Source organism: Streptomyces sp. NPDC052910, from assembly GCF_055585605.1.
The window spans coordinates 134,004-158,322 of sequence record NZ_JBVJJR010000010.1 but is presented as its reverse complement, the minus strand read 5'-3'; the positions used below and the strand labels follow the sequence as shown (position 1 = coordinate 158,322).

Annotated in this window: 22 protein-coding genes; 12 read left to right on the top strand and 10 right to left on the bottom strand. The window is 72.5% G+C overall.

Annotated features, from left to right (window positions below; all coding sequences use genetic code 11):
• Positions 1 to 2 precede the first annotated feature (2 nt).
• Together ACZ6X9_RS28960 and ACZ6X9_RS28955 are read right to left on the bottom strand one after the other, a co-directional pair.
• Positions 3 to 170, bottom strand: coding sequence for a phosphotransferase family protein (locus ACZ6X9_RS28960; protein ID WP_469781027.1), 168 nt, complete (start codon positions 168 to 170; stop codon positions 3 to 5).
• A 618-nt stretch (positions 171 to 788) separates the two neighbouring features.
• A complete protein-coding gene (locus tag ACZ6X9_RS28955) occupies positions 789 to 1,991 on the bottom strand; it encodes an alpha/beta hydrolase family protein (RefSeq protein WP_469780963.1) in 1,203 nt (400 codons plus the stop codon).
• Between the two features lie 216 nt (positions 1,992 to 2,207).
• On the opposite strand from ACZ6X9_RS28955, the gene ACZ6X9_RS28950 reads away from it, so the two are divergent.
• A complete protein-coding gene (locus ACZ6X9_RS28950; RefSeq protein WP_469780962.1) occupies positions 2,208 to 3,335 on the top strand; it encodes an amidase domain-containing protein in 1,128 nt (375 codons plus the stop codon).
• A gap of 242 nt (positions 3,336 to 3,577) precedes the next feature.
• A complete protein-coding gene (locus ACZ6X9_RS28945; RefSeq protein WP_469780961.1) occupies positions 3,578 to 4,852 on the top strand; it encodes a polysaccharide deacetylase family protein in 1,275 nt (424 codons plus the stop codon).
• An 85-nt stretch (positions 4,853 to 4,937) separates the two neighbouring features.
• Here ACZ6X9_RS28945 and ACZ6X9_RS28940 read toward each other — a convergent pair whose 3' ends face one another.
• The 3 genes from ACZ6X9_RS28940 to ACZ6X9_RS28930 all read right to left on the bottom strand — a co-directional run bounded on the left by ACZ6X9_RS28940 (position 4,938) and on the right by ACZ6X9_RS28930 (position 8,686).
• On the bottom strand, positions 4,938 to 6,815 hold the full coding sequence (locus ACZ6X9_RS28940) for a transglycosylase domain-containing protein (RefSeq protein WP_469780960.1): 1,878 nt from the start codon (positions 6,813 to 6,815) through the stop codon (positions 4,938 to 4,940).
• Positions 6,816 to 7,289: 474 nt separating this feature from the next.
• Positions 7,290 to 7,781 carry a hypothetical protein gene (locus ACZ6X9_RS28935; RefSeq protein WP_469780959.1) on the bottom strand — a complete coding sequence of 164 codons (492 nt, stop codon included), beginning with the start codon at positions 7,779 to 7,781 and terminating at the stop codon, positions 7,290 to 7,292.
• 239 nt (positions 7,782 to 8,020) lie between these two features.
• Positions 8,021 to 8,686 (bottom strand): TetR/AcrR family transcriptional regulator, encoded by a 666-nt coding sequence (locus ACZ6X9_RS28930; protein ID WP_469780958.1) that lies wholly within the window; start codon positions 8,684 to 8,686, stop codon positions 8,021 to 8,023.
• A 65-nt stretch (positions 8,687 to 8,751) separates the two neighbouring features.
• Between ACZ6X9_RS28930 and ACZ6X9_RS28925 the strand changes: the two genes are divergently transcribed.
• Complete coding sequence (locus ACZ6X9_RS28925; protein WP_469780957.1) at positions 8,752 to 10,266, top strand: monooxygenase; 1,515 nt, start codon at positions 8,752 to 8,754, stop codon at positions 10,264 to 10,266.
• 367 nt (positions 10,267 to 10,633) lie between these two features.
• On the opposite strand, the gene ACZ6X9_RS28920 is transcribed toward ACZ6X9_RS28925, so the two are convergent.
• Complete coding sequence (locus tag ACZ6X9_RS28920) at positions 10,634 to 12,067, bottom strand: MFS transporter (RefSeq protein WP_469780956.1); 1,434 nt, start codon at positions 12,065 to 12,067, stop codon at positions 10,634 to 10,636.
• Positions 12,068 to 13,286: 1,219 nt separating this feature from the next.
• On the opposite strand from ACZ6X9_RS28920, the gene ACZ6X9_RS28915 reads away from it, so the two are divergent.
• The 5 genes from ACZ6X9_RS28915 to ACZ6X9_RS28895 all read left to right on the top strand — a co-directional run bounded on the left by ACZ6X9_RS28915 (position 13,287) and on the right by ACZ6X9_RS28895 (position 17,633).
• Positions 13,287 to 13,919, top strand: coding sequence for a dTDP-4-dehydrorhamnose 3,5-epimerase family protein (locus ACZ6X9_RS28915; RefSeq protein ID WP_469780955.1), 633 nt, complete (start codon positions 13,287 to 13,289; stop codon positions 13,917 to 13,919).
• On the top strand, positions 13,916 to 14,938 hold the full coding sequence (locus ACZ6X9_RS28910; protein ID WP_469780954.1) for an NAD-dependent epimerase/dehydratase family protein: 1,023 nt from the start codon (positions 13,916 to 13,918) through the stop codon (positions 14,936 to 14,938). The genes ACZ6X9_RS28915 and ACZ6X9_RS28910 overlap by 4 nt, the downstream gene beginning before the upstream one ends.
• A 51-nt stretch (positions 14,939 to 14,989) precedes the next feature.
• Positions 14,990 to 15,295, top strand: coding sequence for a ferredoxin (locus ACZ6X9_RS28905; RefSeq protein WP_469780953.1), 306 nt, complete (start codon positions 14,990 to 14,992; stop codon positions 15,293 to 15,295).
• Between the two features lie 88 nt (positions 15,296 to 15,383).
• Positions 15,384 to 16,496, top strand: a complete 1,113-nt coding sequence (locus tag ACZ6X9_RS28900) for a DegT/DnrJ/EryC1/StrS family aminotransferase (RefSeq protein WP_469780952.1) — start codon at positions 15,384 to 15,386, stop codon at positions 16,494 to 16,496.
• 267 nt (positions 16,497 to 16,763) lie between these two features.
• Entirely contained in the window at positions 16,764 to 17,633 is an 870-nt protein-coding gene (locus ACZ6X9_RS28895) for a YceI family protein (RefSeq protein ID WP_469780951.1), read from the top strand.
• A 131-nt stretch (positions 17,634 to 17,764) separates the two neighbouring features.
• Here the strand turns inward: ACZ6X9_RS28895 and ACZ6X9_RS28890 are convergent, their stop codons facing one another.
• Positions 17,765 to 17,965 carry a hypothetical protein gene (locus ACZ6X9_RS28890; protein ID WP_469780950.1) on the bottom strand — a complete coding sequence of 67 codons (201 nt, stop codon included), beginning with the start codon at positions 17,963 to 17,965 and terminating at the stop codon, positions 17,765 to 17,767.
• Between the two features lie 55 nt (positions 17,966 to 18,020).
• Positions 18,021 to 18,977: an MBL fold metallo-hydrolase gene (locus ACZ6X9_RS28885; RefSeq protein ID WP_469780949.1), complete on the bottom strand. Its 957-nt coding sequence runs from the start codon at positions 18,975 to 18,977 to the stop codon at positions 18,021 to 18,023.
• A 113-nt stretch (positions 18,978 to 19,090) separates the two neighbouring features.
• Here ACZ6X9_RS28885 and ACZ6X9_RS28880 point away from each other — a divergent pair, with 113 nt between their 5' ends.
• Genes ACZ6X9_RS28880 through ACZ6X9_RS28870 form a run of 3 tightly spaced genes read left to right on the top strand, consistent with a single transcriptional unit; the run spans position 19,091 to position 21,269 of the window.
• On the top strand, positions 19,091 to 19,288 hold the full coding sequence (locus ACZ6X9_RS28880) for a hypothetical protein (protein ID WP_469780948.1): 198 nt from the start codon (positions 19,091 to 19,093) through the stop codon (positions 19,286 to 19,288).
• A 4-nt stretch (positions 19,289 to 19,292) separates the two neighbouring features.
• Positions 19,293 to 20,681, top strand: coding sequence for an amidase (locus ACZ6X9_RS28875; protein WP_469780947.1), 1,389 nt, complete (start codon positions 19,293 to 19,295; stop codon positions 20,679 to 20,681).
• A gap of 21 nt (positions 20,682 to 20,702) precedes the next feature.
• The gene (locus ACZ6X9_RS28870; RefSeq protein ID WP_469780946.1) at positions 20,703 to 21,269 is read left to right on the top strand and encodes a TetR/AcrR family transcriptional regulator; all 567 of its coding nucleotides are present in this window, start codon (positions 20,703 to 20,705) and stop codon (positions 21,267 to 21,269) included.
• A 72-nt stretch (positions 21,270 to 21,341) separates the two neighbouring features.
• On the opposite strand, the gene ACZ6X9_RS28865 is transcribed toward ACZ6X9_RS28870, so the two are convergent.
• On the bottom strand, positions 21,342 to 21,989 hold the full coding sequence (locus ACZ6X9_RS28865; RefSeq protein ID WP_469780945.1) for a TetR/AcrR family transcriptional regulator C-terminal domain-containing protein: 648 nt from the start codon (positions 21,987 to 21,989) through the stop codon (positions 21,342 to 21,344).
• 55 nt (positions 21,990 to 22,044) lie between these two features.
• On the opposite strand from ACZ6X9_RS28865, the gene ACZ6X9_RS28860 reads away from it, so the two are divergent.
• On the top strand, positions 22,045 to 23,550 hold the full coding sequence (locus tag ACZ6X9_RS28860) for an FAD-dependent monooxygenase (protein WP_469780944.1): 1,506 nt from the start codon (positions 22,045 to 22,047) through the stop codon (positions 23,548 to 23,550).
• Positions 23,551 to 23,589: 39 nt separating this feature from the next.
• On the opposite strand, the gene ACZ6X9_RS28855 is transcribed toward ACZ6X9_RS28860, so the two are convergent.
• Positions 23,590 to 24,171 carry an AAA family ATPase gene (locus ACZ6X9_RS28855; RefSeq protein WP_469780943.1) on the bottom strand — a complete coding sequence of 194 codons (582 nt, stop codon included), beginning with the start codon at positions 24,169 to 24,171 and terminating at the stop codon, positions 23,590 to 23,592.
• Between the last annotated feature and the right edge of the window lie 148 nt (positions 24,172 to 24,319).

The window sequence follows — 24,319 nt, the reverse complement described above, 5'->3', positions numbered from 1 at the left end:
CCCTATTCCGCACATCCGAATATCCGAACCTGCCGACAGGCGAACGCGGCCAGGTCCACGGCCGGATCGCCGACCGCGGCCTCGTCCCAGTCGACCACCCCGCACAGCACGGGGAACCCACCCTCCGTCTCCCACAGCACGTTTCCGCCGCCCGGGTCGCCGTGGGCCAGAGCCCCCGACGCGTCCGCGCGGCGCCTCCACCGTCACCAGCTCCCGCTCCGCCCGTGCCCGTCCGGCGGCGGACAGCAGCGGGGACAGCTCGGCGCGGACGTCGGACGCGAAGCGCATCCACTCATCGCGGGGCGCCTTCGGCAGTCCCCCGCGCGCTGCCGGTTCCCCCGCCGGCGTGGCCGAGCGCCGTCAGCAACGCGGCGAACCGCCGGGCCGACGCTGCGAACCGCCGGACCGCGGCCTCCGCGGCCTCCGGCCGGGCGAGCGTGGACGGCTTCAGGGGCGCCCGGTACCCGGGTGAGCTCCAGGCGGGCCGGCCCGCCGCCGGGGCCGCCCTCGACGGTCGGCGGCGACGGGACGGCGAACGGAAGGCCCGCCCGGCCGACCGCGCGCAGGGTCGCCGCGCGGACGGGCAACCGGACGGCGGCCGCCGGGGTGCGCGGGAAACAGAGCACCCTTCGGGCGCCGATCACCACCCGGTGGAACTGGCCTTCGCGCACGGCCGGTTCCGTACCTTCCTCGGCCGGCAACCGGGCCACGAGCGCCGCGTACGCCGCGTGACCGTCGGCGGGGTGGACCGCCAACTGTTGGGGTGGGCCGCCATCTGTTCCTCCTCGTCAGGGCCGGTTGAACCGTACTTCCGGGTTGGCGGGTGTCGGCCCCGCGAGCAGCGGCTGCGGGACGTGCCGCAGGTGCCGGTCGAAGAAGGCGGCGACGTACGCGCGGGTGATGTCCACCGACCGCCGTCCCGAGAGGGCCGGACCCGAGTCCGGGGTGGCCGGGGGCAGCAACTGGTCGCCGAGGAAGGGGAAGTCGGTGAAGGTGAAGTGGCCGGCCCCGGCCACCGTCAGCCACCGCTTCCAGCCGTCCAGTCGCGGCCACGTGAGGTCCCAGGATCGGTCCACGCCGCCCGGGCGGTGGGTGTTGTCGTCGGTGCCGAGCATCATGAACGGCCGGCCGCCGAGCCCGCCGGCGGGCACCGCGCCGTGGAAGGCGCCGTCCAAGTTCACACCGGCCCGCACGCGGGGGTCGGCCGCCATGACCGCCGCCGCGGTCGCGCCGCCGAGCGAGTGCCCGGCCATGCCGACGCGCTGACGGTCGATCAGGTCGGCGTGCTTCCAGGGTGAGCGCGCCCCCGTCAGCCGGTCGAGGACGAAGGAGGCGTCCTTGCCCCGGTTCACCACGGCCGCGTGCCAGTCCTCCTCCGTCCTCATCCGCTCGCAGGCCGCGCAGGGCAGCATCCGGCCGCCGGGGAAGAGCGTCCCCACGGACTCGTAGGCGTGGTCGATCGAGGCCACGACGTATCCCCGGCTCGACAGGTCCTCGGCCAGCGCGGTGATCGTGTACCGGGAGACGGTGAAACCGGGGGAGAGCAGGATCAGCGGATGGCGCCCGGGTGCCGGCGGCGCGTCGACGCGGCTGTGGGTGCGCGTCGCGCTCAGTCGTTCCGCCGGGATCACCTTGTCCAGTTTGCGGACCTTCAGCAGCAGGCGGGCCTCCTCCGTGGTGAGGTAAGGGGCGGGCTTCCCGCCGCCCCGGCGCGCCGGGTAGTGGATGTCGACCATCAGCTCGCGGCCGTCGGCCGCCGGTACCCAGAGGTCCCGGCGGCCGCGGTCGACGAGGTGCAGGGTCGACCGGCCTATGGCGTACGGCCCGTTGGGGGACGGCAGTTGGAGGGTGGAGCTCGCCTCCGGGGGAGTGGCGGTGGCGGGGGCCGGTGCCCCGGGTGGCTCCGCCGCGGCGGAGGCGGTGACCGTCGCGGTCAGCGGAAGCAGACAAGCGAGTACGGCGGCCGAGGCCGCCCGGCGAAGTCTCGTCATGGTCCGGACCCTAGGTCACCCGCCCGGCCGGGAGCAGTGGTTTCCCGCCACCCGCCGGGCCTTGCGGACGAGCCGGCGGACGGGCCGTCACGGGTGGCTCGGGAGAAGCTCGGGAGAAGGCGGAGACGGGTGCGGGGGCCAACATTCCGCATGTCGGGCGCTCGTGCGAAGATTCCGTGCCCGGTCCGTGCGGACCGGGTGACAAGGGGAAACTTCGTGAAACCAACCACTCTCAGAGCAGCCGTCGGAGCCGTGCTCGCCATGGCCGTGCCGGCGGTGCTGGTGCCCGCCTCCGCCGCGAGCGCGGCTCCCAAGGCCGGTGCGGTGGACAAGGCGACCATCGCCTCCTTCGGCCGGGCCGCGGACACCCTGCTGACCGAGCGCACCTCGGCGCTGCTGGACTCGGTGAAGTCGCCGCGAATAGCCACGCAGCTCGACCGCAAGGTGCGTCTGGCCGCCGCCGCGGCCAAGACGGAGCAGGCCGGACTGGCCACCCTCCAGGCGCGCAAGAAGCGGCTCGCCGGGCTCCACGAGGCGTACACCAAGGCGGACACGCAGGTCACCGTGGACGGGACCCGCTCCTCCGGCGGCCGGGCGGTCGTGCGGCTCACCGAGACCACGACGCTCACGTACAAGAAGATCCGCGGCGACGAGCCGGTCACCACCGGCTTCAAGGCCCGGCACGAGGCCCGCTTCACCGCCCGCCCGGGCGGCACCTGGGAGCTGACGGGCCTGTCGACCGACGACGACGGCCCCATCGCCATCAACGACCCCACGGTCCGTAAGCGCGTCGCCTCCCTCGGCCCGACGCCCAGCGCCCCCCGCGCCTCCACCTCGTGGACGAGCCAGTCGGTGCCCAAGCGGGCCAAGGCCGGTGTCGACTACGCGGCCATGGCCGCCTACACCGAGAAGTACTGGCGGAACTACAACCCGTCGTACCGGAAGTTCAACGACGCCGGCGGCGACTGCACCAACTTCCTCAGCCAGGCCCTGCAGGCCGGCGGCTGGAAGCCCGAGACCGGCTCGGCGGACGACTACCGCAAGTGGTGGTACGGCGCCTCCGGCCAGTCCGACAGTTGGGTCGGCGTGAACGAGTGGTCGTGGTACGCGCTCAACTCCAAGCGCGTCACCAGCCTGGCCAACGTCTACCAGCTCGAGGTCGGCGACGTCATGCAGATGGACTTCGACGGTGACGGCTCGAAGGACCACTCCATGATGGCGACGTACCGCAGCCGCTACGGCGTCCCGTACCTCACGTACCACTCCACCAACACCTACCGGAAGTCGGTGGCGAGCATCATCGCGTCGTACCCGGACGCGGTCTACTACGCCTACCGCACCTGACCGGTGCCGCCGCGCGGTGGGCGGGCACCGCTCGGCGCGCGGACGGGAGGTGGGCCCGGCCGGTCCGTCCGGCCGGGCCCACCGGCCTGTGATCACGACGCGCAACCATGCGTTATGCCCTTTTTGGTAGTTGATGCCCCCCTGAAATCGGGGCGGTGGAAAGTCGGCGTAACAGTCCCTGTGATACTGGGGCCGGAATGTGTGTTTTGGTGCCAGGGGGTACGAAGTTGTCGAAGAGGACCATGCAGACGGCGACGGCCCTGGTCGCCGCGGCCGCCGTCGCGCTCGGACTGTCGGCCTGCGACTCCGGGAGCGACTCCGACGGAGCCGGCGGGAAGTCCGGCGGAAAGGACTCCTCGGCGTCGCCTTCGGGCAATCCGTCCGCCGACGCCGCCTCCGCCCACAAGAGCCGGCCGCAGAACCGCCGCAAGCCCGAGGAGAAGTGGGACGGCAAGGTCAAGGTGCTCGGTGACGGCTCCACGTCCTACACCGGCCCCCAGCCGAAACAGCCGAAGCCCGAGAAGCTGAAGCCGGGCGAGAAGCCCCCGCAGTTCGTCGTCTTCTCCTGGGACGGCGCCCTGGAAGGCGACGATCACCTTTTCTCGCACTTCCGCGAGGTCGCCCGCGAGAACAACGCCAAAATGACGTTCTTCCTCACCGGCACCTATCTGCTCCCCAAGTCCAAGGCCACCCTCTACCGGCCCCCGCAGCACAAGCCGGGCGAGTCCGCGATCTCCTACGCGACCGACGCGCACATCCGGGACACCCTCCGGGAGGTCCGCGCCGCCTGGCTCGACGGCAACGAGATCGGCACGCACTTCAACGGCCACTTCTGCGGCAAGAAGGGCGGTGGCGACTGGAGCGAGAGCGAGTGGAAGAGCGAGATCGAGCAGGCCTACTCGTTCGTCGAGCACTGGAAGACGAACACCGGCTACAAGGACCTGCCGCCGCTCCCCTTCGACTACGAGAAGGAGCTCGCCGGCGGCCGGGCGCCATGCCTGGAGGGCCAGAAGAACCTGCTCAAGGCGGCGAAACGGTTCGACTGGCGCTACGACGCCAGCTCGCCCGGCGACTTCCAGATATGGCCGTCGCAGATCGACGGCATATGGAACTTCCCGCTGCAACTGCTGCCCTACCCCAAGAGCGAGAAGCAGGTCCTCTCCATGGACTTCAACTTCCTCTACAACCAGTCCGGTGACAACACCAAGGGCGACCCGAAGAAGTACCCGGAGTGGCGGAAACTCACCCGCGACGGTTACCTCAACGGTTTCGAGCGCGTCTATCACGGAAGCCGCGCGCCGCTCTTCATAGGCAACCACTTCGAGGACTGGAACGGCGGCATCTACATGAAGGCCATGGAGGACGTCATGAAGTCCGTGTGCAAACGCGACGGCGTCCGCTGCGTCTCCTTCAAGCAGTTGGCCGACTGGCTCGACGCCCAGGACCCCGAGGTCCTGGCCCGGCTGCGCGGGCTCGACCCGGCGCAGTCCCCGGACTGGAAGTCGCTCGTGAAGTAGGTTCCGAGTCCGGCCCGGGACCGTCCCCCCCGGGACCGTCCCCCTCCCCGGGACCGTCCCCCCTGGGACCGCCCCGGGCCCCCGCTCACGAGCGGCCGGTCATGTACCGCGTCCAGATGCCCAGCGGGACGGAGGCGGGGGACGGACCGCCCGCGCCCTTGCCCTTCCCCGTGCCGTCGCTCTTCCCCGCGCCCTTGCCCTTCCCCTCGTCCTTGCCGTCCCCGCTCGCGTCCAGCGGCAGCAGCTCCTGGCTCTTCGGATCGATACGGGCGAGGGAGACGGCGGTGGAGAGGCCGCCCCGGTACCCCACGAACCAGGCCGACTTGGCGTCCTGCGCCGTGCCCGTCTTGCCCGCGGTGCCGGGCCCGGCGGCCTTGGCGGCGAGCGCGGTGCCGTGCCGGACCGCCTCCCGCAGGGCGTCGTCCACCGCCTTGGCCACGGAGGCGGGGAGCGCCTGCCGCGGCTTGGGCCGCTCCACGCGGACCTCCGCCCCGTTCCGGCGGAGACCGCTCACCGAGTACGGGTCGGTGTGCCGGCCCTGGGCGGCGAACGTGGCGTAGGCGTCCGCCATGCGGATGGCGCTGGGCGTCGAGGTGCCGAGCGAGAACGACGGCAGCTTCTCGCCGAGGCTGCTCTCCAGCAGACCCGTCTCCACCCCGACCTTGCCCACCCGGTCCAGGCCGACGTCCATGCCGAGCTGCATCATCGACGTGTTGACCGACTGGGCGACCGCGTTCTTCAGGGAGATCCGGCCCCAGGACTTCCCGTTGTCGTTCTCGGCCTTGACGATCTTCCCCGAGCGGTCCCAGTACGGGCCCTCCGGCGTAAGCAGCGTGATCTTGTCGTCGCCGTCGTAGAGCGTGGCGGGGGTGACGGGGGTACGCGGCTTCCCGCGCTCCCGCTGGACGCCGTCGCGCAGCGCCGCCGCGTAGACGAACGGGGTGAACGCGCTTCCGGCGGGCACCACCGAGGAGTTGGCGTCGTTGAAGCCCTGCTTCAGATAGCCCTCACCGCCGTAGAGGGCGGTGATGCGCCCGTCGGTGGTCACCGAGGCGGCGCCGATGCGCAGGTCGCGGTCGGGGTGGCCGGGGTCCGGGCCGAGCGTCACGCGCGCCTTGCCCACCGCCTTCGCCAGCGCCTGCACCCGCCGGCGGTCGAAGGTGGTGTGGATCTGGTAGCCGCCCCGGGCGAAGTCCTGGTCGGAGACGTCGCTGTGCGCGCTCACGTACGCCCGCGCGGTCTCCACCAGATAACCGGTCTGGCCCGCCAGCCCGGAGGGGTGCGGCGGAGGCACGGGCTCCGGGAAGCGGGTGTACGTGGCCCGCTCCGCCTTGGAGAGCTTGCCGATGCTCACCATCCGGTCCAGGACCCACTTCCAGCGCTCCACCGCGCGCTCGTGGTTCTTGGCGCTCACCGCGGGGTCGTAGAGCGCCGCCCCCTTGAGCAGCGAGGCGAGGAAGGCCCCCTCGCTCGCGTTCAGCTCCGAGACGTCCTTGTCGTAGTACGCGTGGGCGGCCCGCGCGATGCCGTACGTGCCCCGCCCGTACCAGCTCGTGTTCAGGTACTGCTCGAGGATCTCGTCCTTGGACAGCTTGCGGTCCAGCTTGATGGCGATGAACATCTCGCTGAGCTTCCGGTCGAACGTCTGCTCCTGGTTCAGGTAGGCGTTCTTCACGTACTGCTGCGTGATCGTGGACCCGCCCTGCGTGCTGCCGCCTGTGATCATCTTGCTGACGGCGCGGAGCATGCCGCTGGGGGAGACGCCGCTGTCGGAGTAGAACGTCTCGTTCTCGGCGGCCAGCGCCGCCCAGCGCACCTTCTCCGGAACCTTGTCCAGGGGCAGGTCCTGCCGGTTGACCTCGCCGGTGCGCGCCATCTCGGTGCCGTCGGCCCAGTAGTAGACGTTGTCCTGCTGGGTGGCGAAGGCGTTCAGGTCGGCGGGTATCTCCGTGCGCGCGTACATGATCGCCAGCAATCCGGTGACGACGCCGACGGCGCTGAATATCAGCCCCAGGGTCTGCCGCCACGACGGAACCCAGCGCCGCCAGCCCGACCGCCCCGGGCGCGGATACGCCGGTCTCAGCCACCGCCCGAGACGGCGCGCGGTCCCCTGGCGAGCGCCCCACAGTCGGCGGAGGACGGAGGGAGCGGCGGCTTTCCGGGCATGTGCCCCATTACGACGTTCGATCACTGGTCGACCCTATGGGATCGACTCCCGAGGATTTATGCCGTTTTGTCGCAAAAACATTACGGTTCAGGTCCACTTCCGCCCAAACCCTTGCAAACGGCACGCACACTCGTCCTCAGCCGCTCACCGCAGCGGCTTCCGGCTACCGCTCCTGACCGTTTCGCTGGTGGGAAGCGTACGCCCGCCGGTTTCCGCCGCTGACATGGGGGTGGGCGAGGGGCGGGGCGGAGCCATGCGCCAAGCATGGAATCAAAAGTGCTCGACCTTCTGTCCGCTGGGTACTCGGTAGCAACCGGAAACGACATGTATGAGTAGTTTAGGCGGATTGTCCTTTGTGTAGTTCGTGATGTTGACGCTGAATCGCTTCGTGTTGTGATCGGCAGACAGGCTCAGGTTCCGGTTGGCTGACGGGTCAGGCCCGTATTCTGTGACCTTCCAGCCCTGTCGTGGCAACTCCTCTTTGAGTCGCCGCATCACCCCGGCGAGCTCGTCGCCCGAGGCCGGGATGAAGCTCCAGGGGTGGTTCATCTGAAAAAAGCTGTCACGGTCTTTCCCTTCGCATTCGAGGACCCCGGGCCCGGGCTCCGACGCCTTGCCCGGGACCTCGATCAGCTTGAGGAGCCCGCTGGAGACCTTCTTCGTCCCCTCCGTCGCGCGATCGACGGTGGAGGTGCCGGCCGAGGGGAGTTCCCGGGTGCCATGACGCCACGATTCCGAAGGCGAGGGTGCCGGGTCGCTCACGCTGCATCCAGTGAGAACTGAGATGAGGGCCAGGGTGGTGACCAGGGGGCGCGGCAAGACCGTCCGAGCGACGTGCCTCCCGTCGGCGTAGTCGGTGCGTGAACCTCGACCTATCCAAGACACTGTCCTGGCCCCTTTCTTGGTCGTCGAAAGCAAGTGACACGCTAGCGATCACCGCTTCCGATCGGTGGGGGTTTCGGTCGTACGGCACCGTGGTGGTGGGGAGACGCCGCCCGGGCTCACCGCCGGACGGCGCGCAGGCCGTGCAGGATCAGGTGCAGTCCGAATTCGAAGTGTGCCGTGAAGTCCGTGCCGGTGAGCGCCGGCAGGGTGGCGGTGAGGTGTGGATATGTTCCTGCCGTCACCGCCTCGCGCAGGGTGCCCGGATCGGCGGGTTTTCCGTCGTCCGGCCGGAGGGCGGCCTGTTCCTCCAGGGTGTGGCCGACGGTGAAGTTGGCCACCGCGTAGAGCGCCCGCGCCGCTTCGTCGTCGCCGAAGCCCGCCGTGCGCAGGACGCCGACGAGGCTGTCGGCGAAGCCCAGGGTGTTCGGACCGGTCGAGTGAGTACCGGCGAAGACGCGCGCGCCGTCGCGATGGGCGAGCAGGGCCGTACGCAGCGCGCGGGCGAGGCGCGCCGTCCGCTCGCTCCAGTCGCCGTCGCCCGTCGGCCCGGCGGCGTCGGCGACCCCGTCGAGCATGCGCTCGGCCATCGCGGTGAGCAGGTCCTGTTTGGTCGCGAAGTAGCGGTAGAGGGCGCCGGCCTGGACGTCCATCGCGTCGGCGAGCCGGCGCATGGTCAGCGCGTCGAGGCCGGACTCGTCCAGCAGGTCGAGGGCGGTCCGGATGGTGCGGGCCCGGTCGAGCCGGGCGGGCCGCCCTCTGGCCGGGCTTGACGGGGAGCTCATGGATCTCACTATAGTGAACGACGTTCACGTGAACGTCGTTCACTAATGAGGGGAGGGCATCTCCGATGAACACCGATGTGCTGGTCGTGGGCGCGGGCCCGACCGGGCTGATGCTCGCCTGCGAGCTGGCACTGGCAGGCGTACGGACCCGGATCCTGGAGCGCCGCACCGAACCGCAGCGCGATTCGCGGGCGCTGAGTCTGCATCCGCGCAGTGTGGAACTGATGGACCAACGGGGGCTGCTCGACCGGTTCCTCCCGCTCGGCCGGACCGTGCCGGGCTGGCACTTCGCGGGGCTGCACACCAGGCTGGACTTCGGCACCCTCGACTCCCGGCACCGCTACACCCTCTTCCTCGCCCAGGCGCGCACCGAGGCCATCCTCGAGGAACGGGCGCGCGAACTGGGGGTGGAGATCAGCCGGGGACGCGAGGTCATCGGCGTGAGCCAGGACGGTGACGGGGTCGAGGTGGAGGCGCGAGCCTCCGGTGGCGGCACCGAGACCGTGCGCGGCCTGTACGCGGTCGGGTGTGACGGCGGGCGCAGCGTCGTGCGGCAGGCCGCGGGGATCGGCTTCCCCGGCACCGACGAGACACTGACCGGGGTGCTCGGGGACTTCACGGTCGCCGACCCGCGACCCGGCGCCCTCGACACGGCACGGGCCCGTGGTGTGATCGTCGCGCCGCTGGAGGGAGGGCTCACCCGGTTCGTCTACCTCGATCCCGAGCGGATGCGGGTGCCGGCCCGGGAGCCCGTGACCCTGGAGGAGTTCCGTACGTCGCTCATCCGGATCACCGGCTCCGACTGCGGGGTCGCCGAGCCCCGTTGGCTGTCGCGCTTCGGCAATGCCACCCGGCTCGCGGAGAGCTACCGTGCGGGACGCGTCCTCCTGGCCGGCGACGCCGCCCACATCCATTTCCCCGCCGCGGGGCAGGGGCTCAACACCGGGCTCCAGGACGCCATGAACCTGGGGTGGAAGCTGGCCGCCGCGGTCGGCGGCTGGGCCCCGCCCGGGCTGCTGGACAGTTACGACGGGGAGCGCCGGCCGGTCGGGCGGTCGGTGACCGAGAACACCGAGGTCCAGACCCTGCTGGCGGAGCTGACGCTCACGACGCGGTACCAGCGTCCGGCCGCGGCCCTGCGCGACCTTCTCGACCACCTGCTGGGCATGACGGAGGTCAACCGGTGGCTCGCCGATCAGGTCTCCGCGCTCGGCACCCGCTATCCGCCGGCGGACTCGGGCGCCGATCCGCTGGTGGGCCGGCGGATGCCCGACGTCGGGCTGACCGCCGCCGGTTCGGAGGCGACGCGGGTGTACGAACTGCTCACCCGAGGTCGCTTCGTCCTGCTCGCTCTGGCCGGGGAACCACCCCTTCGGGAGACCGTCGACGCAGGCTGGGACTCACGGGTCACGGCCGTCACCGTCGACGAGTACGACGCGCACGCGGACCTCGACGGGGTGACCGAGGTTCTCGTACGTCCCGACGGCCACGTCGCGTGGGCCACCCGCACCACCGACGGCGACGCGCGCGGCGACGAGCGGGTCCAGGCGCTGACCGCCTGGGCGGGCACGCCCTCCTGAAAGGAGCTGAGCACGCCGGTGAGCCGCGTCGGTCCACGGCCCGTGCGCCATCCGTCCGGCACGATCAGCCGGATCGTCACCGCCGGCGGATCCCGGTCCGCGCATCCGACGTGGTCCTCGTGGGCACGGCTACGCAAACAGGGTCATCGCCGGTTCCGGATGCGGGCGACCGCAGCGCATCGGCCAACTCGCCGATCGAGGCGCGTATTTCACCTCATCCGGCCAGTCCGCTTCCGACACCTGGCCAGTTCGCTTCCGCCCCCCGACCCGTCCTGCGCGACGCGCGCGACGCCATTGCCGCTCTGTGGCCGGAGCGGGAGGCATGGCCGATTCCTCCCCTCGGCTTCAAGCCCGACGCGGATCCGGGTCACCTCCCCACCGGAGGCGCCGGAGCCGGCGCGCCCTCCGCCTCGCCCGCCGTGCTGCGTCGGACGATGAGCAGGGCGCAGGCGAGGGCGGCCGCCGCGGCGGCGAGGGCGAGGGCGTAGCGGGCGCCCGTGGGGGAGTCGGTGAGACCCCAGGTGGCGGAGGCCAGGGCGGGGCCGAAGGTGAAGCCGAGGTTGCGGGAGAGCTGGACGGCGGAGCCGGCCGTGCCGGCGGCCCTCGGCGGGGCCGCGTTCATCACCAGGGCCTGCGTGGGGCCGCCGTAGAGGCCCATGCCGACGCCGGCTATCGCGAGCCGCCAGACGATGTCGGCCGAGGACCAGTCGTGGTCGCCGAGGAGGGTCAGGAGGAAGAGGCCCAGGGTGGTGAGGGCGGCGCCGGCGACGGCGGTCGGGCGGTGGCCGTAGCGGTCGGCGAGGCGGCCGCCCAGAGGTCCCGCCACACCCATGGCGAGCGGGAAGGCGAGCACGGTCAGACCGGTGGCCGTCGCCGACAGCCCGCTGTCGTCCTGCAGCCGCAAGGCCACCACGTAGTGCATCGCGCCGAAACCGCAGGCCAGCGCGAACACCGCCCCGTACACGCCCTGCGTACCCGAGGCGCGGACGACGTCCACCACCGGCCGGGCACCCGGCCCGCGCAGCCACCGCACCGCGGGCGGCAGGCCGGCCAGGGCCAGCAGGAGCCAGGCGGGGGAGGACGGGGCGAGGGTCAGGGCGAGCAGCAGCGCCGTGATCGCGCCGCCGACGAGCGCGGCGTCCGCCAGCAGCCGGCGGTCCGGCGGGACGAGGCGGCCCCCGGCGGGCAGCGCGCGGCGGGCCACCAGCAGGGCCGCGAGGCAGAACGGCAGCTTGACGAGGAACACCGCACGCCACCCGAACGCGTCGAGGAGGAGGCCGCCCACGGCCGGACCGGTGACGGCGCCGAGCGGGCCCAGGGTCGCCGGGACGCTCATGGCCCGGCCGCGCAGGTGCGGCGGCACCGACCGGGCCGCGAGGACGGGCATGAGGACGAACAGCACCGCCGCGAACGCCCCTTGCAGCACCCGGGCCGTGGCCAGCATCGGCATCCAGGGGGACGCGGCGGAGAGCAGGCCGCACAGGGCGAACCCGGACGTGGCCGTCAGGACGGCCGGCCGCAGCCCCGTGCCCGTCCCGCCGCCGCTCAGGTCCAGCCACCGGCCGGCGGGCAAGAGCAGTGCCACGACGGCCAGTTGGTAACCCAGGACCGTCCACTGCGCCATGGAAGGGGAGACCCGGAGGTCGCGCGCGATGTCGGCCAGCGAGACATTGACGATGTTCATGTCGAGCATGGCCACGAACGACAGCACTCCGGCGATGCCCACCAGCACCCACCGGGGCCGCCCCTCCTCGGCCGGCCGCCGTGTCCCCTCCGGCCGTTCCTCCGTACCGTGCCGCATCGTGTCCCCTCCGAGGCCGTGAGGCCGCCGTCGACCGGATCCGGATGGCGAGAGCGCCCGCCCCCGTGCCGTGCCACCGACGCGGCCCGCGCCCTCGGTGGCCGGATGAACTCGCGGTGGTCTCCCCGTCCCGGGCGAATCCCGTGGGCTCCCGGTGTCGTGCGTTTCGTGTCTTGCGGGCCGGCCGGGTGGTTCCGTCGAGTGGGCCGGCCGTGTGGTGCTTTCGAGTGGTCGGGTCGTCCGGTCCGGGGAAGTGTGCCGCCTCCAGGAAGTCGGCCGGCGTGGCTCGTCGGTTCCCGGGCCGCGACGGGAAACGGCTCGCTTCCGCGCGGCGGATGCCGGACGGACGGCCGGACGGAGGGCCTCGTCCGGAAGCCCCGGGGGCAGCATCGCATGGCGGCGTCCGCCGGCGGACGTCCGGATACGGCCTCTTCCCGGCGTCCGCCGGGCTCCGTCCCTCCGCCCCGCCCGTCCCCCGCGGCTCGGGGGCGCTCTCCGGGCCGCGACCCGAGCCGTGCGCGGGGCGGAGGCCGATGTCCGGTTCCGTGTCTTGTTTTTCGGGGCTTCGGCACGTTGGTTGTGCTTGTCGCCGGTGTGAGAGGGGAAGGCCGGGGGCGGGGCGACCGGTACGCCCGTGCGGTCCGGTGGTCGGGCCGACGGAACCGGAGGCCGTTCAACCGGACCGCGTACGCGGTTGAACGCCCGGTCGTGCCCGGCCGGATGCGTCCACGACTGCCCGCGTAGGTACATGACCGCCCGTGGTACGACCGTAGTCGCCCGTGTACGACCACGGCTCCCGCGTTCGGCCGCGCTCGTCGGCCGCGTTCCGCGCCGGCCGCTCCGACAGGCCACCGTACCTTCCCGGCACCTCCCCGCGACCCGCCACCCGCAACTCACCCCCCGCCGCCCGGCACCGCCCCCCTCGGGCTCGAACGCGCTTCCCTTGAACGGCCCCACGGGCGCATCGTTTCGGGGACCGGGCGGCGGGGAGCGGCAGGGAGCTCCCCTGCGGCCTGCCCCGGTGCCGGTTCCCTCCGATGACGTCCCCCCCCCGCCAGGCCGGGCCCTGGAGGTGAACCGCCGGTGACCGACGAGGACGTGGGCGAGGCCCACGCCCCGACGCCGGCGCGCCCCCGGACCGCCCGCCGCCCGGGCGACGGCCGCCCGGCCCCACGGTCCCCTCGGCTCCCCAACGGCACCCACACCGAAAGGCCCCTTCATGGACGTACGTGAACTGAGGATCGCCGGCGCCTTCCACTGCGTCCCCGACAACTTCCCCGACGAGCGCGGCCATCTCGCCTCGCCCTTCCAGGAGGAGGCCTTCACCAAGGCCACCGGACACGGTCTGTTCCCCGTCCGGCAGACCAACCACAGCCGTTCGCGCCGTGGGGTCGTGCGAGGCGTCCACTACACGACGACCCCGCCCGGCGGGGCCAAGTACGTGCACTGCTCCCACGGCAGGGCCCTGGACATCGTGGTGGACGTACGCGTCGGCTCGCCCACCTACGGCGTGTGGGAGTCCGTCGTACTGACCGCCGAACACCCGAGCGCCGTCTATCTCCCCGTCGGGGTCGGCCACGCCTTCGTCGCCTTGGAGGACGCCGTCATGACGTACCTCCTCTCCGTCCCCTACACGGCCTCCCACGAACAGGCCGTCTCCGTCCACGATCCCGCCCTCAACCTCCCCGTGCCCCATGAGGACGTCATCCTGTCCGAACGCGACCGCGCCGCCCTCACGTTGGACGAGGCGGCCGAGCGGGGGATGCTGCCGGACTACGCCACGTCGCTGCGCGTCGAGGCCGCCCTGTACGGCGCGTACCCGGCGGACGGCCGCGAGGGGAGCGGCGCGTGAACTCCTCGGAAGACAAGCGGCCGTTGGTGACCGTGCTCGGCGCCTCGGGGTTCATCGGATCCGCCGTGGCGGCCGAACTCGTGCGGCACCCGGTCAGGTTGCGTCTGGTCACCCGGGGCCACCGGCCGCCGGCCGCGGTGGCCGACGCCAAGGACGTCGAACTGCGCACCGCCGACGCCACCGACCCGGCGGCCCTCGCCGCCGCGGTCGCCGGCTCCGACGTGGTGGTCCACCTGCTGGCCCACCTGTCCGGCGACATCAACTGGCGGGGCGCCGACCCGGTGGCCGAACGCGTCAACGTCGGCACCATGCGCCACCTCACGGAAGCCCTCCGCCCGGGACCCGGCGGCCGGCCGGCCACCGTGATCTACGCAGGTGCCGCCAGCCAGGTCGGCCTCTCGGCCGCCCCGCGCATCGACGGCTCCGAGCCGGACGAACCGCAGGGCGCCTACGACCGGCAGAAGCTCGCCGCCCAGCGGCTGCTGGAGCAGGCGACCAGGGCGGGTGACGTGCACGGGATCACCCTGCGGCTGCCCACCGTCATCGGCTGCGCGCCCGGCCGCACCACGTCCAAGGGCGTCGTGGCCGCCATGACCAAGCGGGCCCTGGCCGGTGAGCCCATCACCATGTGGCACGACGGCACCGTCCGACGCGACCTGCTGCACGTCGACGACATCGCCCGGGCCTTCGCCGCCGCCCTCGACCACGGGCACGAACTCGTCGGCCGGCACTGGCTGCTGGGCAGCGGCCACGGCGAACCGCTCGGTGCCGTCTTCCGCCGGATCGCCGGCCTCGTCGCGGAGCGCACCGGACGGCCGCCGGTCCCCGTCCTCACCGTCGACCCGCCCGAGTACGCCGAACTGGGCGACTTCCACAGCATCGAGATCGACGCGTCCGCGTTCCGCGGCGTCACCGGCTGGCAACCGCGCCTGACGCTGGACCAGGCCCTGGAACGGACCGTGGACGCCCTGTACCGGCACACCGTCGACGCGCCCGAGCCCCCGCGGCCGCGGGCCTGAGCTGCGCTCCCGAGCCCACCCTGTCCCGCTGCCCGCCCCGAGGAGAAGACCATGCCCGAACCCCACACCACCGCCGCGCCCGAGGCCCCGCCACAGGACCACGCGCCGACGCCCGAACCGGCCGCCGCTCCCGCCGGCCGGTGGCGCATCGAGGTGAACCGGAACGTCTGCGCCGGCACCGGTCTGTGCCTGGGGACCGCCTCCCGGCACATGCGCCTGGAGAACGGCAGGGCCCGGCCGGTCGCGGAGGTCGTCGAACCGGACCTCAGCGTGACCGACGCCGCCGACACCTGCCCGATGGAGGCGATCACCGTCCGCGACGCGGTGACGGGCGAGATCCTCGCGCCGGAGCTGTAACCCCGGCCGCCGCGGCCGACAAGGAACCCGACGTCAGCCGCGTACGCGTCACCCGAACCGTCCGTCTTCGACCCGAGGTGGGATGTGCATGACTGTGCTGGTATGGGCCTACGGCGATGAGTACGAGGCCGAACGCGCGGAGATCCTCGACGCCGTCGACACGGTGTTCTCCTCCGGACGCCTGGTGCTGGGCCCGAGCGTCCGCGACTTCGAGACGGAGTTCGCCGCCTACCACGGCATCGGCCACTGCGTCGGCGTCGACAACGGTACGAACGCCGTGAAACTCGCCCTCCAGGCGCTCGGCATCGGCCCCGGAGACGAGGTGATCACTGTGTCGAACACGGCCGCGCCCACCGTCGTCGCCATCGCCGGCACCGGCGCGGACGTGCGCTTCGTCGACATCGACCCGGCCACCTACCTCATGGACCCGGCGGCCCTCGCCGCCGCCGTGACCCCGCGCACCCGCTGTGTCGTCCCCGTCCACCTGTACGGCCAGTGCGCCGCCATGGCCGAGATCGGGGAGGTCGCCCGTAAGCACGGCCTGGCGGTCGTCGAGGACTGCGCCCAAGCCCATGGAGCGCGGCACAACGGCCGGCTCGCCGGCACGTTCGGCGACGCCGCCGCCTTCTCCTTCTACCCCACCAAGGTGCTCGGCGCCTACGGCGACGGAGGAGCGGTCCTCACCGGCCGTCCCGAGGCCGACCGCGCGCTGCGGCGGATCCGCTACTACGGCATGGAGGACCGGTACTCCGTCGAATCCCTCCCCGCCCACAACAGTCGGCTCGACGAGGTGCAGGCGGAGATCCTGCGCCGGAAGCTGCGCCGGCTCGACGACTACATCGCCGCCCGCCGCGCCGTCGCCGACCGCTACCGGGAGGCCCTGAAGGACACCTCGCTCACCCTGCCCGCGATCGCGCCCGGGAACGACCACGTGTACTACCTCTACGTCGTGAGTCACCCCCGGCGCGACCTGATCCTGGAGCGCCTGCGCGCCGACGACATCGAGCTGAACGTCAGCTACCGCTGGCCCGTCCACACGATGAAGGGCTTCGCGGACACCCCCGCCGCCGACGCCCACCTTCCCGTCACGGAGCGGTGTGCGGAGGGCATCTTCTCGCTCCCCATGTACCCCTCGCTGCGCCCGGACGTCCAGGAGCGGGTGATCGAGGCCCTGCTCAAGGTACTGCCGACCGTGGACTGACCCCGGGCGGGCGGGGCTCGGGTGCGGTCCGCCGGATGGGGGCATGGGATGCCCTGTCGGTCGGGCGCACGATCGCCGGACGATGAGGCGGAATGGTCGCTGATGAGCCCTGTTGGGGCTGATGGTGCTCTGTGGGCGTGATGTCAGCTACTGGTGCTGATGATGGCAGTGGTACCCATGACGCCTGATGGGCCGTTTTGCGCTGGTGTGGCTTGGTGTGGTGGTGTTGGGGGCGGTTGTCGTATTGAGGGGAAAGGTGTGGCGGGGATGGCTCTCGTGCTGTTGCGCCGTTGGAAGGGTTCGTCGGGGCAGGGAGGCGTCCGGCTGCCGGAGGGCGCGGGAGGGTTGGACTGCCGGGTGCTCGACCCCGTTCAACTGCCGCTGTACCGCGCGGACGTCTCGGTCCGCGACGCGTCCGGCCGGGAGGTGCTGACCGGTCAGACGGACCCGCACGGCCGGTTCACGGCCACACTGGCGCCGGGCGACTACGTGCTCGCGGTGACGTGCGAGGGGTTCCGCCCGGTCCGCCGTCCCTTCACCTGCGTCGCCGGCGCCCACACGGCCGTCGAACCGGTCGCGATGGAACCGGCCCCGGCCCCGGCCATGCCCACGCCCGGTGCGTGGCGCATCGACCCGGACCACACCGCCGTACGCTTCGCGGCCCGCCACATCGGCCTCGCCGAGGTGCACGGCCGCTTCAACGGGTTCGAGGGAACCCTGTGGGTGGGCGAGCGGATGGAGGAGTCGCGCCTGGACGTGGTGATCGAGACGGCCAGCATCGACACCGGCGTCCGGCAGCGGGACGAGCACCTCCGGTCGGCCGAGTTCCTGGGCGTCGCCCAGTACCCGTATATGCAGTTCACCAGCGAGCGCTTCGTCCACCGGGGCGGCCCCCGCTGGTCGGTCCAGGGCGTCCTGAACCTGCACGGCGTCAGCCGGAACGTCGCCCTCGACACCCGCTACCTGGGCATCGGCACCGGGATCATGGGCGAGACCCGGGCCGCGTGCTCGGCCGTGACCGAACTCCACCGCGAGGACTTCACCCTGAACTGGAAGTCGATGATCCAGCGCGGCATCGCGATGATCGGCGCGACGATCCGCGTGGAACTCGACATCCAGGCGGTGCCGCAGTCCTGAGGGACCGAGGGATCGCAGGTCCGAAGGCCCGAGGCCCCGGGGTGCCGAGACGGCGTACGAGCGGCTCCCGGGCGACGGGCCGGCGTCGGGAAACCCGGCGGGGGCGGGCGGGCGCCCCCTCGGGTTCCGGCTCAGCCGCTCTGCTCCGGCGCCCGCCGGGGAAAAGCGGTGCGTTCGTCCAAGAGGTCGACGCACTCGTGAAGAGAGGGCTTCGGCTCGCCGGAGTGTTCCCGCATCACGGCGAGTGCGTGGACCCTCCACTGACGGGCGATCAGCTCGTCCGCCTCGGCACGCGCGGTGGCCGGCAGTCTCTTCCACAGGGCGTTCTCCATGCCGCCATTCAACCGCGCGGGCCCGGTGCCGGACCCCGGCCCCGCGCGACGCTCCTCACCACGCCGGCACGAGCCGGTAGCCGGTGCCGTCGGCGCTGACCCGGCCCGCCGTCGGGGTCGGGAAGTGGGTGCCCAGGAGCAGCGTGTCCGTGCCGGCGAGGGAGGCCAGGAGAGCGCGGCGGGTCCGGGCTGCCTGGGCGGGGTCGGTGTCCACGCAACTGGTGATGTCCGGGTGCGCCAGTTGGACGGGGTGGTGGACGCAGTCGCCGGTGACGACGGCCGTGCCCCCGCCGGAGCGGAGTTCGAGGGCCATGTGGCCGGGGGTGTGCCCGGGGGTGGGCAACAGCCGGAGGCCGGGGGCGAGATCGGTGGGGCCGTCGTGGACGTCGACGAGGTCGAGGAGCCCGGCGTCGCGGACCGGGTGGACGGAGTCGCGGAACATCCGCCGGCGGCTCTCCTCCATGTCGCCCGCCTGCCCGGCCCAGTGGTCCCATTCGGCGCGTGAGGTGACGTAGCGGGCGTTGGGGAAGGTCGGAACCCATGAACCGTCGTCGACGGCACGGGTGTTCCAGCCGACGTGGTCGGTGTGCAGATGGGTCAGGACGACGAGGTCGACGGAGTCGGGCGGAAAACCGGCGGCGGTGAGCCGGTGCATGTAGTCGGTGTCGAGGTGGTGCCAGGCCGGGTTGGCGCGGGACTTGCCGTTGCCGATGCCGGTGTCCACGAGTACGCGCCTGCCGTCGATCTCGAACGCGAAGGTGTGACTGCTCAGCAGGGGAGCGCCGTCCGGCGCGGTGAAATCGGGCCGCAGCCACGGCACTTGGGCGGTGACGTCAGGGGTGGCGGCCGGCAGCAGCCACGGTCCGGTGTCCGGCGGGAGAAGGATCTCGTCGACGCGGTGCACGCGCACCTCGCCCACCCGCCATGAGGCGTGGGCGGCCGGTCGCCGGGACGGGTCCGGGGCGGTGGAAGGGGAGGCGTCGGGGTGGGGGGAGACGTCGGGTCGGAGCATGAGCGGAGTCCTCACCGGGAAAGTAAAGGCAGATTCTTTGCGTTAGGCGAGCGTAGGGCCTAGGGTGCGGTAAACGCAAAGGATTGGCTTTTGCTGAAAGGTGGAGGCACGCCATGACCACTCCGGACCCCGGGCCGCACGAGGCGGCCGGCCGCCATGCCGTCGACGCGGCCACGGCCGGCCACATCCTCTCCGTCCTCGGCTCCCTGCGCGAGCTCGACCTCGACGGCGTCCGGCCCGCCGCCGAGTACCACCCGGAGGCCGCCCGCCTCCCGGAGCCGGCGGCCGCGTACGGCCCGGAAGGGGCGTGAGCACATGGAGCCGTATGAGCTGACGCTCGCCGAGGCGGCCGACGCCGTCGCGGCGGGAAACCTCTCACCGGTGGAGCTGACCGACTCCCTCCTCGGCCGGATCGAGGCCGTGGAGCCGGACCTGAACGCCTACGCCGAGGTCCTCGCCGACACCGCCCGCCGTTCCGCCGCCCGGGCGGAACGCGAACTGGCCGGCGGCCGGCGGCGCGGACCGCTGCACGGTGTGCCCATGGCGCTGAAGGACCTCATCGACGTGGCCGGCGTGCCGACCCGGGCGGGTTCCCGGGTCCGTGAGCGGCACACCGCGCGCCGGGACAGCACCGTCGCCGCGCGCCTGGCTGAGGCCGGCGCGGTCCTGCTGGGCAAGGCGCACACGCACGAGTTCGCCTACGGGCTCACCACACCGCAGACCCGCAACGCCTGGGCCCCGGACCGCGTGGCGGGCGGTTCCAGCGGCGGCTCGGCGGTGGCCGTCGCCGCCGGGACGGCCACCTTCGCGCTGGGCACGGACACCGGCGGCTCCATCCGCGTCCCCGCCGCGCTGAACGGCGTGGTCGGACTCAAGCCCACGTACGGGCTCGTGCCCGTCGACGGCGTGGTACCGCTCTCCTGGTCCCTGGACCACGTCGGCCCCCTGACCCGCACCAGCCGGGACGCCGCCCTCGTCCTGTCGGCCCTGACGAAACGTCAGATACCTGTCGCGGACGTGGACTTCTCCCGACTGCGGGTGGGTGTCCCGGGCAACCACTACTTCCACCGGATATCCCCCGCCGTGGCCGAGGCCGTCCGGGTGGCGATCGGCCGCCTGCGGGACCTGGGGGCGCGCCTCGTCGACGTCGGGATCCCGCTGGCCGAGCAGGTGCACGCCACCCAGTGGGGGCTGATGGTCCCCGAGGCGAGCGCCGTGCACGAGGAGACGCTCCGTTCGTCCGGCGACCTCTACGGACCGGACGTCCGCACGTTGCTGGAGGCCGGGACCGTCGTCCCGGCCGGCGACTACCTGCGGGCCCAGCGCGCCCGTACGCTCATGCGGCAAGGGTGGGCCCGGCTCCTCGACGACGTGGACGTCGTCGTGGCGCCGACCGTCCCGGTCACCGCCGTGCCCCGGGACGCGGAGACCGTACGGTGGCCCGACGGTGCCACCGAGACCGTCGCCGACGCCCACGTCCGGCTGTGTGCCCCGGCGAACATCACCGGCCTGCCGGCCCTCTCGCTCCCTGTCGGTCTCGACGGGGAAGGGCTGCCCGTCGGCATGCAGCTCATCGGGCGGCCGTACGGTGAGGCGTCGTTGCTGGGCATCGGGCACGCCCTCGAACAGGCCGGGCCGGGCATCGGGACCGGCCGGCCGGGACTGGCGCCCGAACGGGCCGTCCGGCCCCTCGCCGCGCAATGACGTTGCGTTAAGCTGGAGGGCATGAGCCCCAGACCCGCCGTGCGCCCCGGGGGCCGCAGTGCTCGCGTCCAGGAGTCCGTCCACCGGGCCGTGCGCGAACTCCAGGCCGAGGGGGCCAACCTGACCGTGCCGCTGGTCGCGGCCCGGGCCGGAGTGACCCCCTCCACGGTGTACCGCCGCTGGGGCGACCTCCAGGAGCTGCTCTCCGACGTCGCGGTGGAGCGACTGCGCCCGGAAGGGGCCCCGGAGGACCGCGGTGATCTGCGGGCCGATCTGGAGCACTGGGCCGTCGCCTTCCTGGAGGAGATGTCGTCCCCGCCCGGCCGGTCCCACGTCCGCGACGCCCTCGCCGGCGATCCGGACGGCTCCAACGCCGGGCAGTGCTCCGATTTCGCGCGTCACCAGGTCGCGCTCATCCTGGCCCGCGCCGCGGAACGCGGCGAACACGTACCGGACGTGGAGACGGTGATGGACCACCTGGTGGCGCCGATGATGTACCGCGTCCTCTTCCGGCCCGGGCCGCACGACCCCGGTTACGCACGCGACCTCGTCGCGACGGTGTTCTACCGGCTCATGCCTCTCCCGTAGCGCTGTGGTCGCGTAGCGTCGTCCACCCGTCCCGTAACCGGAAGCGGCGGTTGTCCCGCCCCCGGGGCATGTTCACCCTTCGGGCGCCGCCGTGGCCGCGGCACCGCGGAGCATCTGCCCGATCCCGAACCGGAACCGGGCCTCGAAGTCGACGGACAGGAAATCCTCCAGAGCCGCGCCCAGCCCGGGAAGGCGCCGGGTGTCGACCTGCGCGCGCAGCCGGTCGCGGGCGCCCGCGGCGGGGACGGCCTGTTCCTCCTGGACGAGGCCCAGGGTGAAGTAGAAGAGGTTCCAGGCCGTCCACGCGGCCGTCCTGCGGTCGGGGCAGCCGTGCAGCAGGGCGGTCAGCAGACGGTCGGTGAAGGCCAGGGTGCGCGGCTCGGCCGGGAACGTGCCCGCGACGAGCGCGGCGCCGTCGCGGTGCCCGAGCATCGCCCGGCGCAACCGCCCCAGCAGTTCGGCCGCCTGCTCGTCCCACGCCTCGGGCAGGCCCGTCAGTTCGACCTCGCCGAGGAGGGCCTCGGCCATCGCGTCCAGCAGCCGGTCCTTGCTGCGGATGTGCCACATGACGGTGTTCATGCTGACACCGAGCTCCGCCGCGATCGCACGGGTGGAGAGCTTGCCGACACCGCCCCGGTCGAGGACGTCGAACGCCGCCTCCACCACGTGGTCGAGCGTGATGCCGACCTTGGAACGATCGGCCGCTTGCTTCTTGGTCACTGATCGATTATATCGTGGACACCTCCATCTTGGTCAGTGATAGAGAGGGGAAATCATGGCACAGCACGTCGTCATCGTGGGTGCCGGCCCCACGGGGTCGTGGCTCGCCTGCGAACTGCGAATGGCGGGCGTTCCCGTCGTGGTCCTGGAGCGAGACACCGAAGTCGACCCGCACTCAAGGGCGTTGACGCTCCACCCCCGGACGATCGAGACCTTCGCGCTCCGCGGCGCCCACCCCGCCCTGCTCGCCGAGGGCGGACGCATCCCCAGCGGGCACTTCGCCGTGCTCGACGACCGCCTGGACTTCCGGGAGCTGGACACCGACTTCCCGTTCACGCTCACGATTCCGCAGGCCCGGACCACGGAACTGCTGCGGGAGCGCGCCCTGGCGCTGGGAGCGGACCTGCGGTACGGCCACCGGGTGACGGAGTGCCGGGAATCCGGCGGCGCGGTGACCGTGTCGGTCGAGGGGCCGGACGGCGGGTACGTGCTCGAGGCCGCGTACGCGGTCGGCTGCGACGGGACGCGCAGCCTGGTACGCCGGTGCGCGGGCATCGAGTTCGACGGCACCCCGCACACCGCGCTCGGCACCCTCGGCGACGTGGTGCTCGACGACCCGCCGCCCGGTGCCGTCGCGAGCGCGTGGACGATGGAGGGCACCCTCATGGTCGTCCCGCTGCCCGACGGCCGCCACCGGATAGCGATGCACTCGCCCGAGGACATCCGCGCCGACCGGCCGGGCGAGCTCACCTTCGAGGAGTTCCGCGAGCGGGTCCGGCGGATCACGGGCACGGACTACGGCATGCGCGACCCGTCCTGGCTGTCCCGCTACGGCAACACCAGCCGCCTCGCCCGGCACTACCGCAAGGGCCGCTTCCTCCTGGCAGGCGACGCGGCGCACCAGCACATGCCGGCGGGCGGCGTCGGGCTGAACGTCGGCGTGCAGGACGCGATGAACCTGGGCTGGAAACTGGCCGCGGTCGCCCGTGGCCGGGCACCGGAAACCCTGCTCGACACCTACCACGTCGAACGGCACCCTGTCGGAGCCGACACCATCGAGCACACCCAGGCCCAGACCGCGCTCATGATGGGCTTCACCCCAGAGGGCAGCGCACTGCGGTCCCTGCTCGGCAAACTGATCGCCGAACAGCCGCAGTTCAGAGACGCACTCGCCGAACGCCTCGCAGGCTTCTCCGTCCGGTACACCCCGCCCGGCCGAACGCACCCCCTCACCGGCCGGCGCGCACCCAACCTGCCCCTCCCCGGCGCGCGCTCCCTCTTCGGCCTGCTGCACACCGGCCGCCCCGTACTCGTGGACTTCGGCCACGCCGCCCCCTTCGACGTCATCACCACCGACGCGCCCGAAGCCGGCCACTACCGCTGTCCGCACCCCGCCGAACAGTCCCGCCCGTCCTGGACCGGCGTCACCGCGGCCCTGATCCGGCCGGACGGTTACGTGGGGTGGGCGACGGACGAAACCGATCCCGTCACCCTCACGGCCGAGGCCGGCCGTGCGGTCACGGCCCTGTACGACCCGTCGCCGGAACGGCAGCCGGCGTAGTGCGGGGGCGTGCGCGCGGTGAGCCGAACACGCGGGCCGTCACACCGGGTCGGGCTCGTCGTCGCCTGCGCGACTCGCCGGCGGCAGACCGCCTTCCCGGCCCTTGACGGCCTCCGCGATCCGCAGGGCGGCCTCGGCGGGCGTGAGGTGCGTGGTGTCGACGACCTCGGCCTCGGCGTGCAGCCACGTGCGGGCCGCCTCGGCGTAGGGCTCCAGGTGCCGGAGACGGAACGGGGAGTCGGGACCGACGACCGTGTCGCCCGCGATGCGCCCGCGAAGCGTTTCCCGGTCGGCGTGGAGGACGAAGTGCCGGACCGGAATGGCATGCCGGGCAAGGCCCGAGTCGATCTCGCGCCAGTACTCCTCGACCAGGACGGTCATGGGAACCACCAGAGTGCCACCGGTGTAGTCGAGGACGCGTCGGGCGGTCTCCACCACCAGCGGCCGCCAGGGCGGCCAGTGCTGGAAGTTGTCCGTCGCGGGCAGCCCCGGGGTGATGTCCGTCAATGTCTCGCCGACTTTCTCGGCGTCGAACACCCGGGAGTCCGGGAGCAGTCGTTGCACGAGCGCGCCGGTCGTCGTCTTGCCCGCGCCGTGGGTGCCGTTGAGCCATACGATCATGAGGCTTGACGCTAGCGTCGTGTGCGCTGCGGGACCAGCACCGGAGAAGCCCGGGAGGGCTCGGTGACCGTGTACGACCACGGGTGAGCCCGCCGTGCCGCGCCCTGATCAGGCCGGTATGCGGGTGCCGGGGCGAGGCGGGGCCGGG

Bases quoted from the DNA above. Each gene is read 5' to 3' on its own strand.
- ACZ6X9_RS28915 (WP_469780955.1), top strand. From the start codon at position 13,287: ATGGACGTACGTGAACTGAGGATCGCCGGCGCCTTCCACTGCGTCCCC.
- ACZ6X9_RS28905 (WP_469780953.1), top strand. From the start codon at position 14,990: ATGCCCGAACCCCACACCACCGCCGCGCCCGAGGCCCCGCCACAGGAC.
- ACZ6X9_RS28870 (WP_469780946.1), top strand. From the start codon at position 20,703: ATGAGCCCCAGACCCGCCGTGCGCCCCGGGGGCCGCAGTGCTCGCGTC.
- ACZ6X9_RS28860 (WP_469780944.1), top strand. From the start codon at position 22,045: ATGGCACAGCACGTCGTCATCGTGGGTGCCGGCCCCACGGGGTCGTGG.
- ACZ6X9_RS28875 (WP_469780947.1), top strand. From the start codon at position 19,293: ATGGAGCCGTATGAGCTGACGCTCGCCGAGGCGGCCGACGCCGTCGCG.
- ACZ6X9_RS28890 (WP_469780950.1), bottom strand. From the start codon at position 17,965: ATGGAGAACGCCCTGTGGAAGAGACTGCCGGCCACCGCGCGTGCCGAG.
- ACZ6X9_RS28940 (WP_469780960.1), bottom strand. From the start codon at position 6,815: ATGTACGCGCGCACGGAGATACCCGCCGACCTGAACGCCTTCGCCACC.
- ACZ6X9_RS28925 (WP_469780957.1), top strand. From the start codon at position 8,752: ATGAACACCGATGTGCTGGTCGTGGGCGCGGGCCCGACCGGGCTGATG.
- ACZ6X9_RS28880 (WP_469780948.1), top strand. From the start codon at position 19,091: ATGACCACTCCGGACCCCGGGCCGCACGAGGCGGCCGGCCGCCATGCC.
- ACZ6X9_RS28945 (WP_469780961.1), top strand. From the start codon at position 3,578: ATGCAGACGGCGACGGCCCTGGTCGCCGCGGCCGCCGTCGCGCTCGGA.
- ACZ6X9_RS28885 (WP_469780949.1), bottom strand. From the start codon at position 18,977: ATGCTCCGACCCGACGTCTCCCCCCACCCCGACGCCTCCCCTTCCACC.
- ACZ6X9_RS28955 (WP_469780963.1), bottom strand. From the start codon at position 1,991: ATGACGAGACTTCGCCGGGCGGCCTCGGCCGCCGTACTCGCTTGTCTG.
- ACZ6X9_RS28855 (WP_469780943.1), bottom strand. From the start codon at position 24,171: ATGATCGTATGGCTCAACGGCACCCACGGCGCGGGCAAGACGACGACC.
- ACZ6X9_RS28920 (WP_469780956.1), bottom strand. From the start codon at position 12,067: ATGCGGCACGGTACGGAGGAACGGCCGGAGGGGACACGGCGGCCGGCC.
- ACZ6X9_RS28895 (WP_469780951.1), top strand. From the start codon at position 16,764: ATGGCTCTCGTGCTGTTGCGCCGTTGGAAGGGTTCGTCGGGGCAGGGA.
- ACZ6X9_RS28900 (WP_469780952.1), top strand. From the start codon at position 15,384: ATGACTGTGCTGGTATGGGCCTACGGCGATGAGTACGAGGCCGAACGC.
- ACZ6X9_RS28930 (WP_469780958.1), bottom strand. From the start codon at position 8,686: ATGAGCTCCCCGTCAAGCCCGGCCAGAGGGCGGCCCGCCCGGCTCGAC.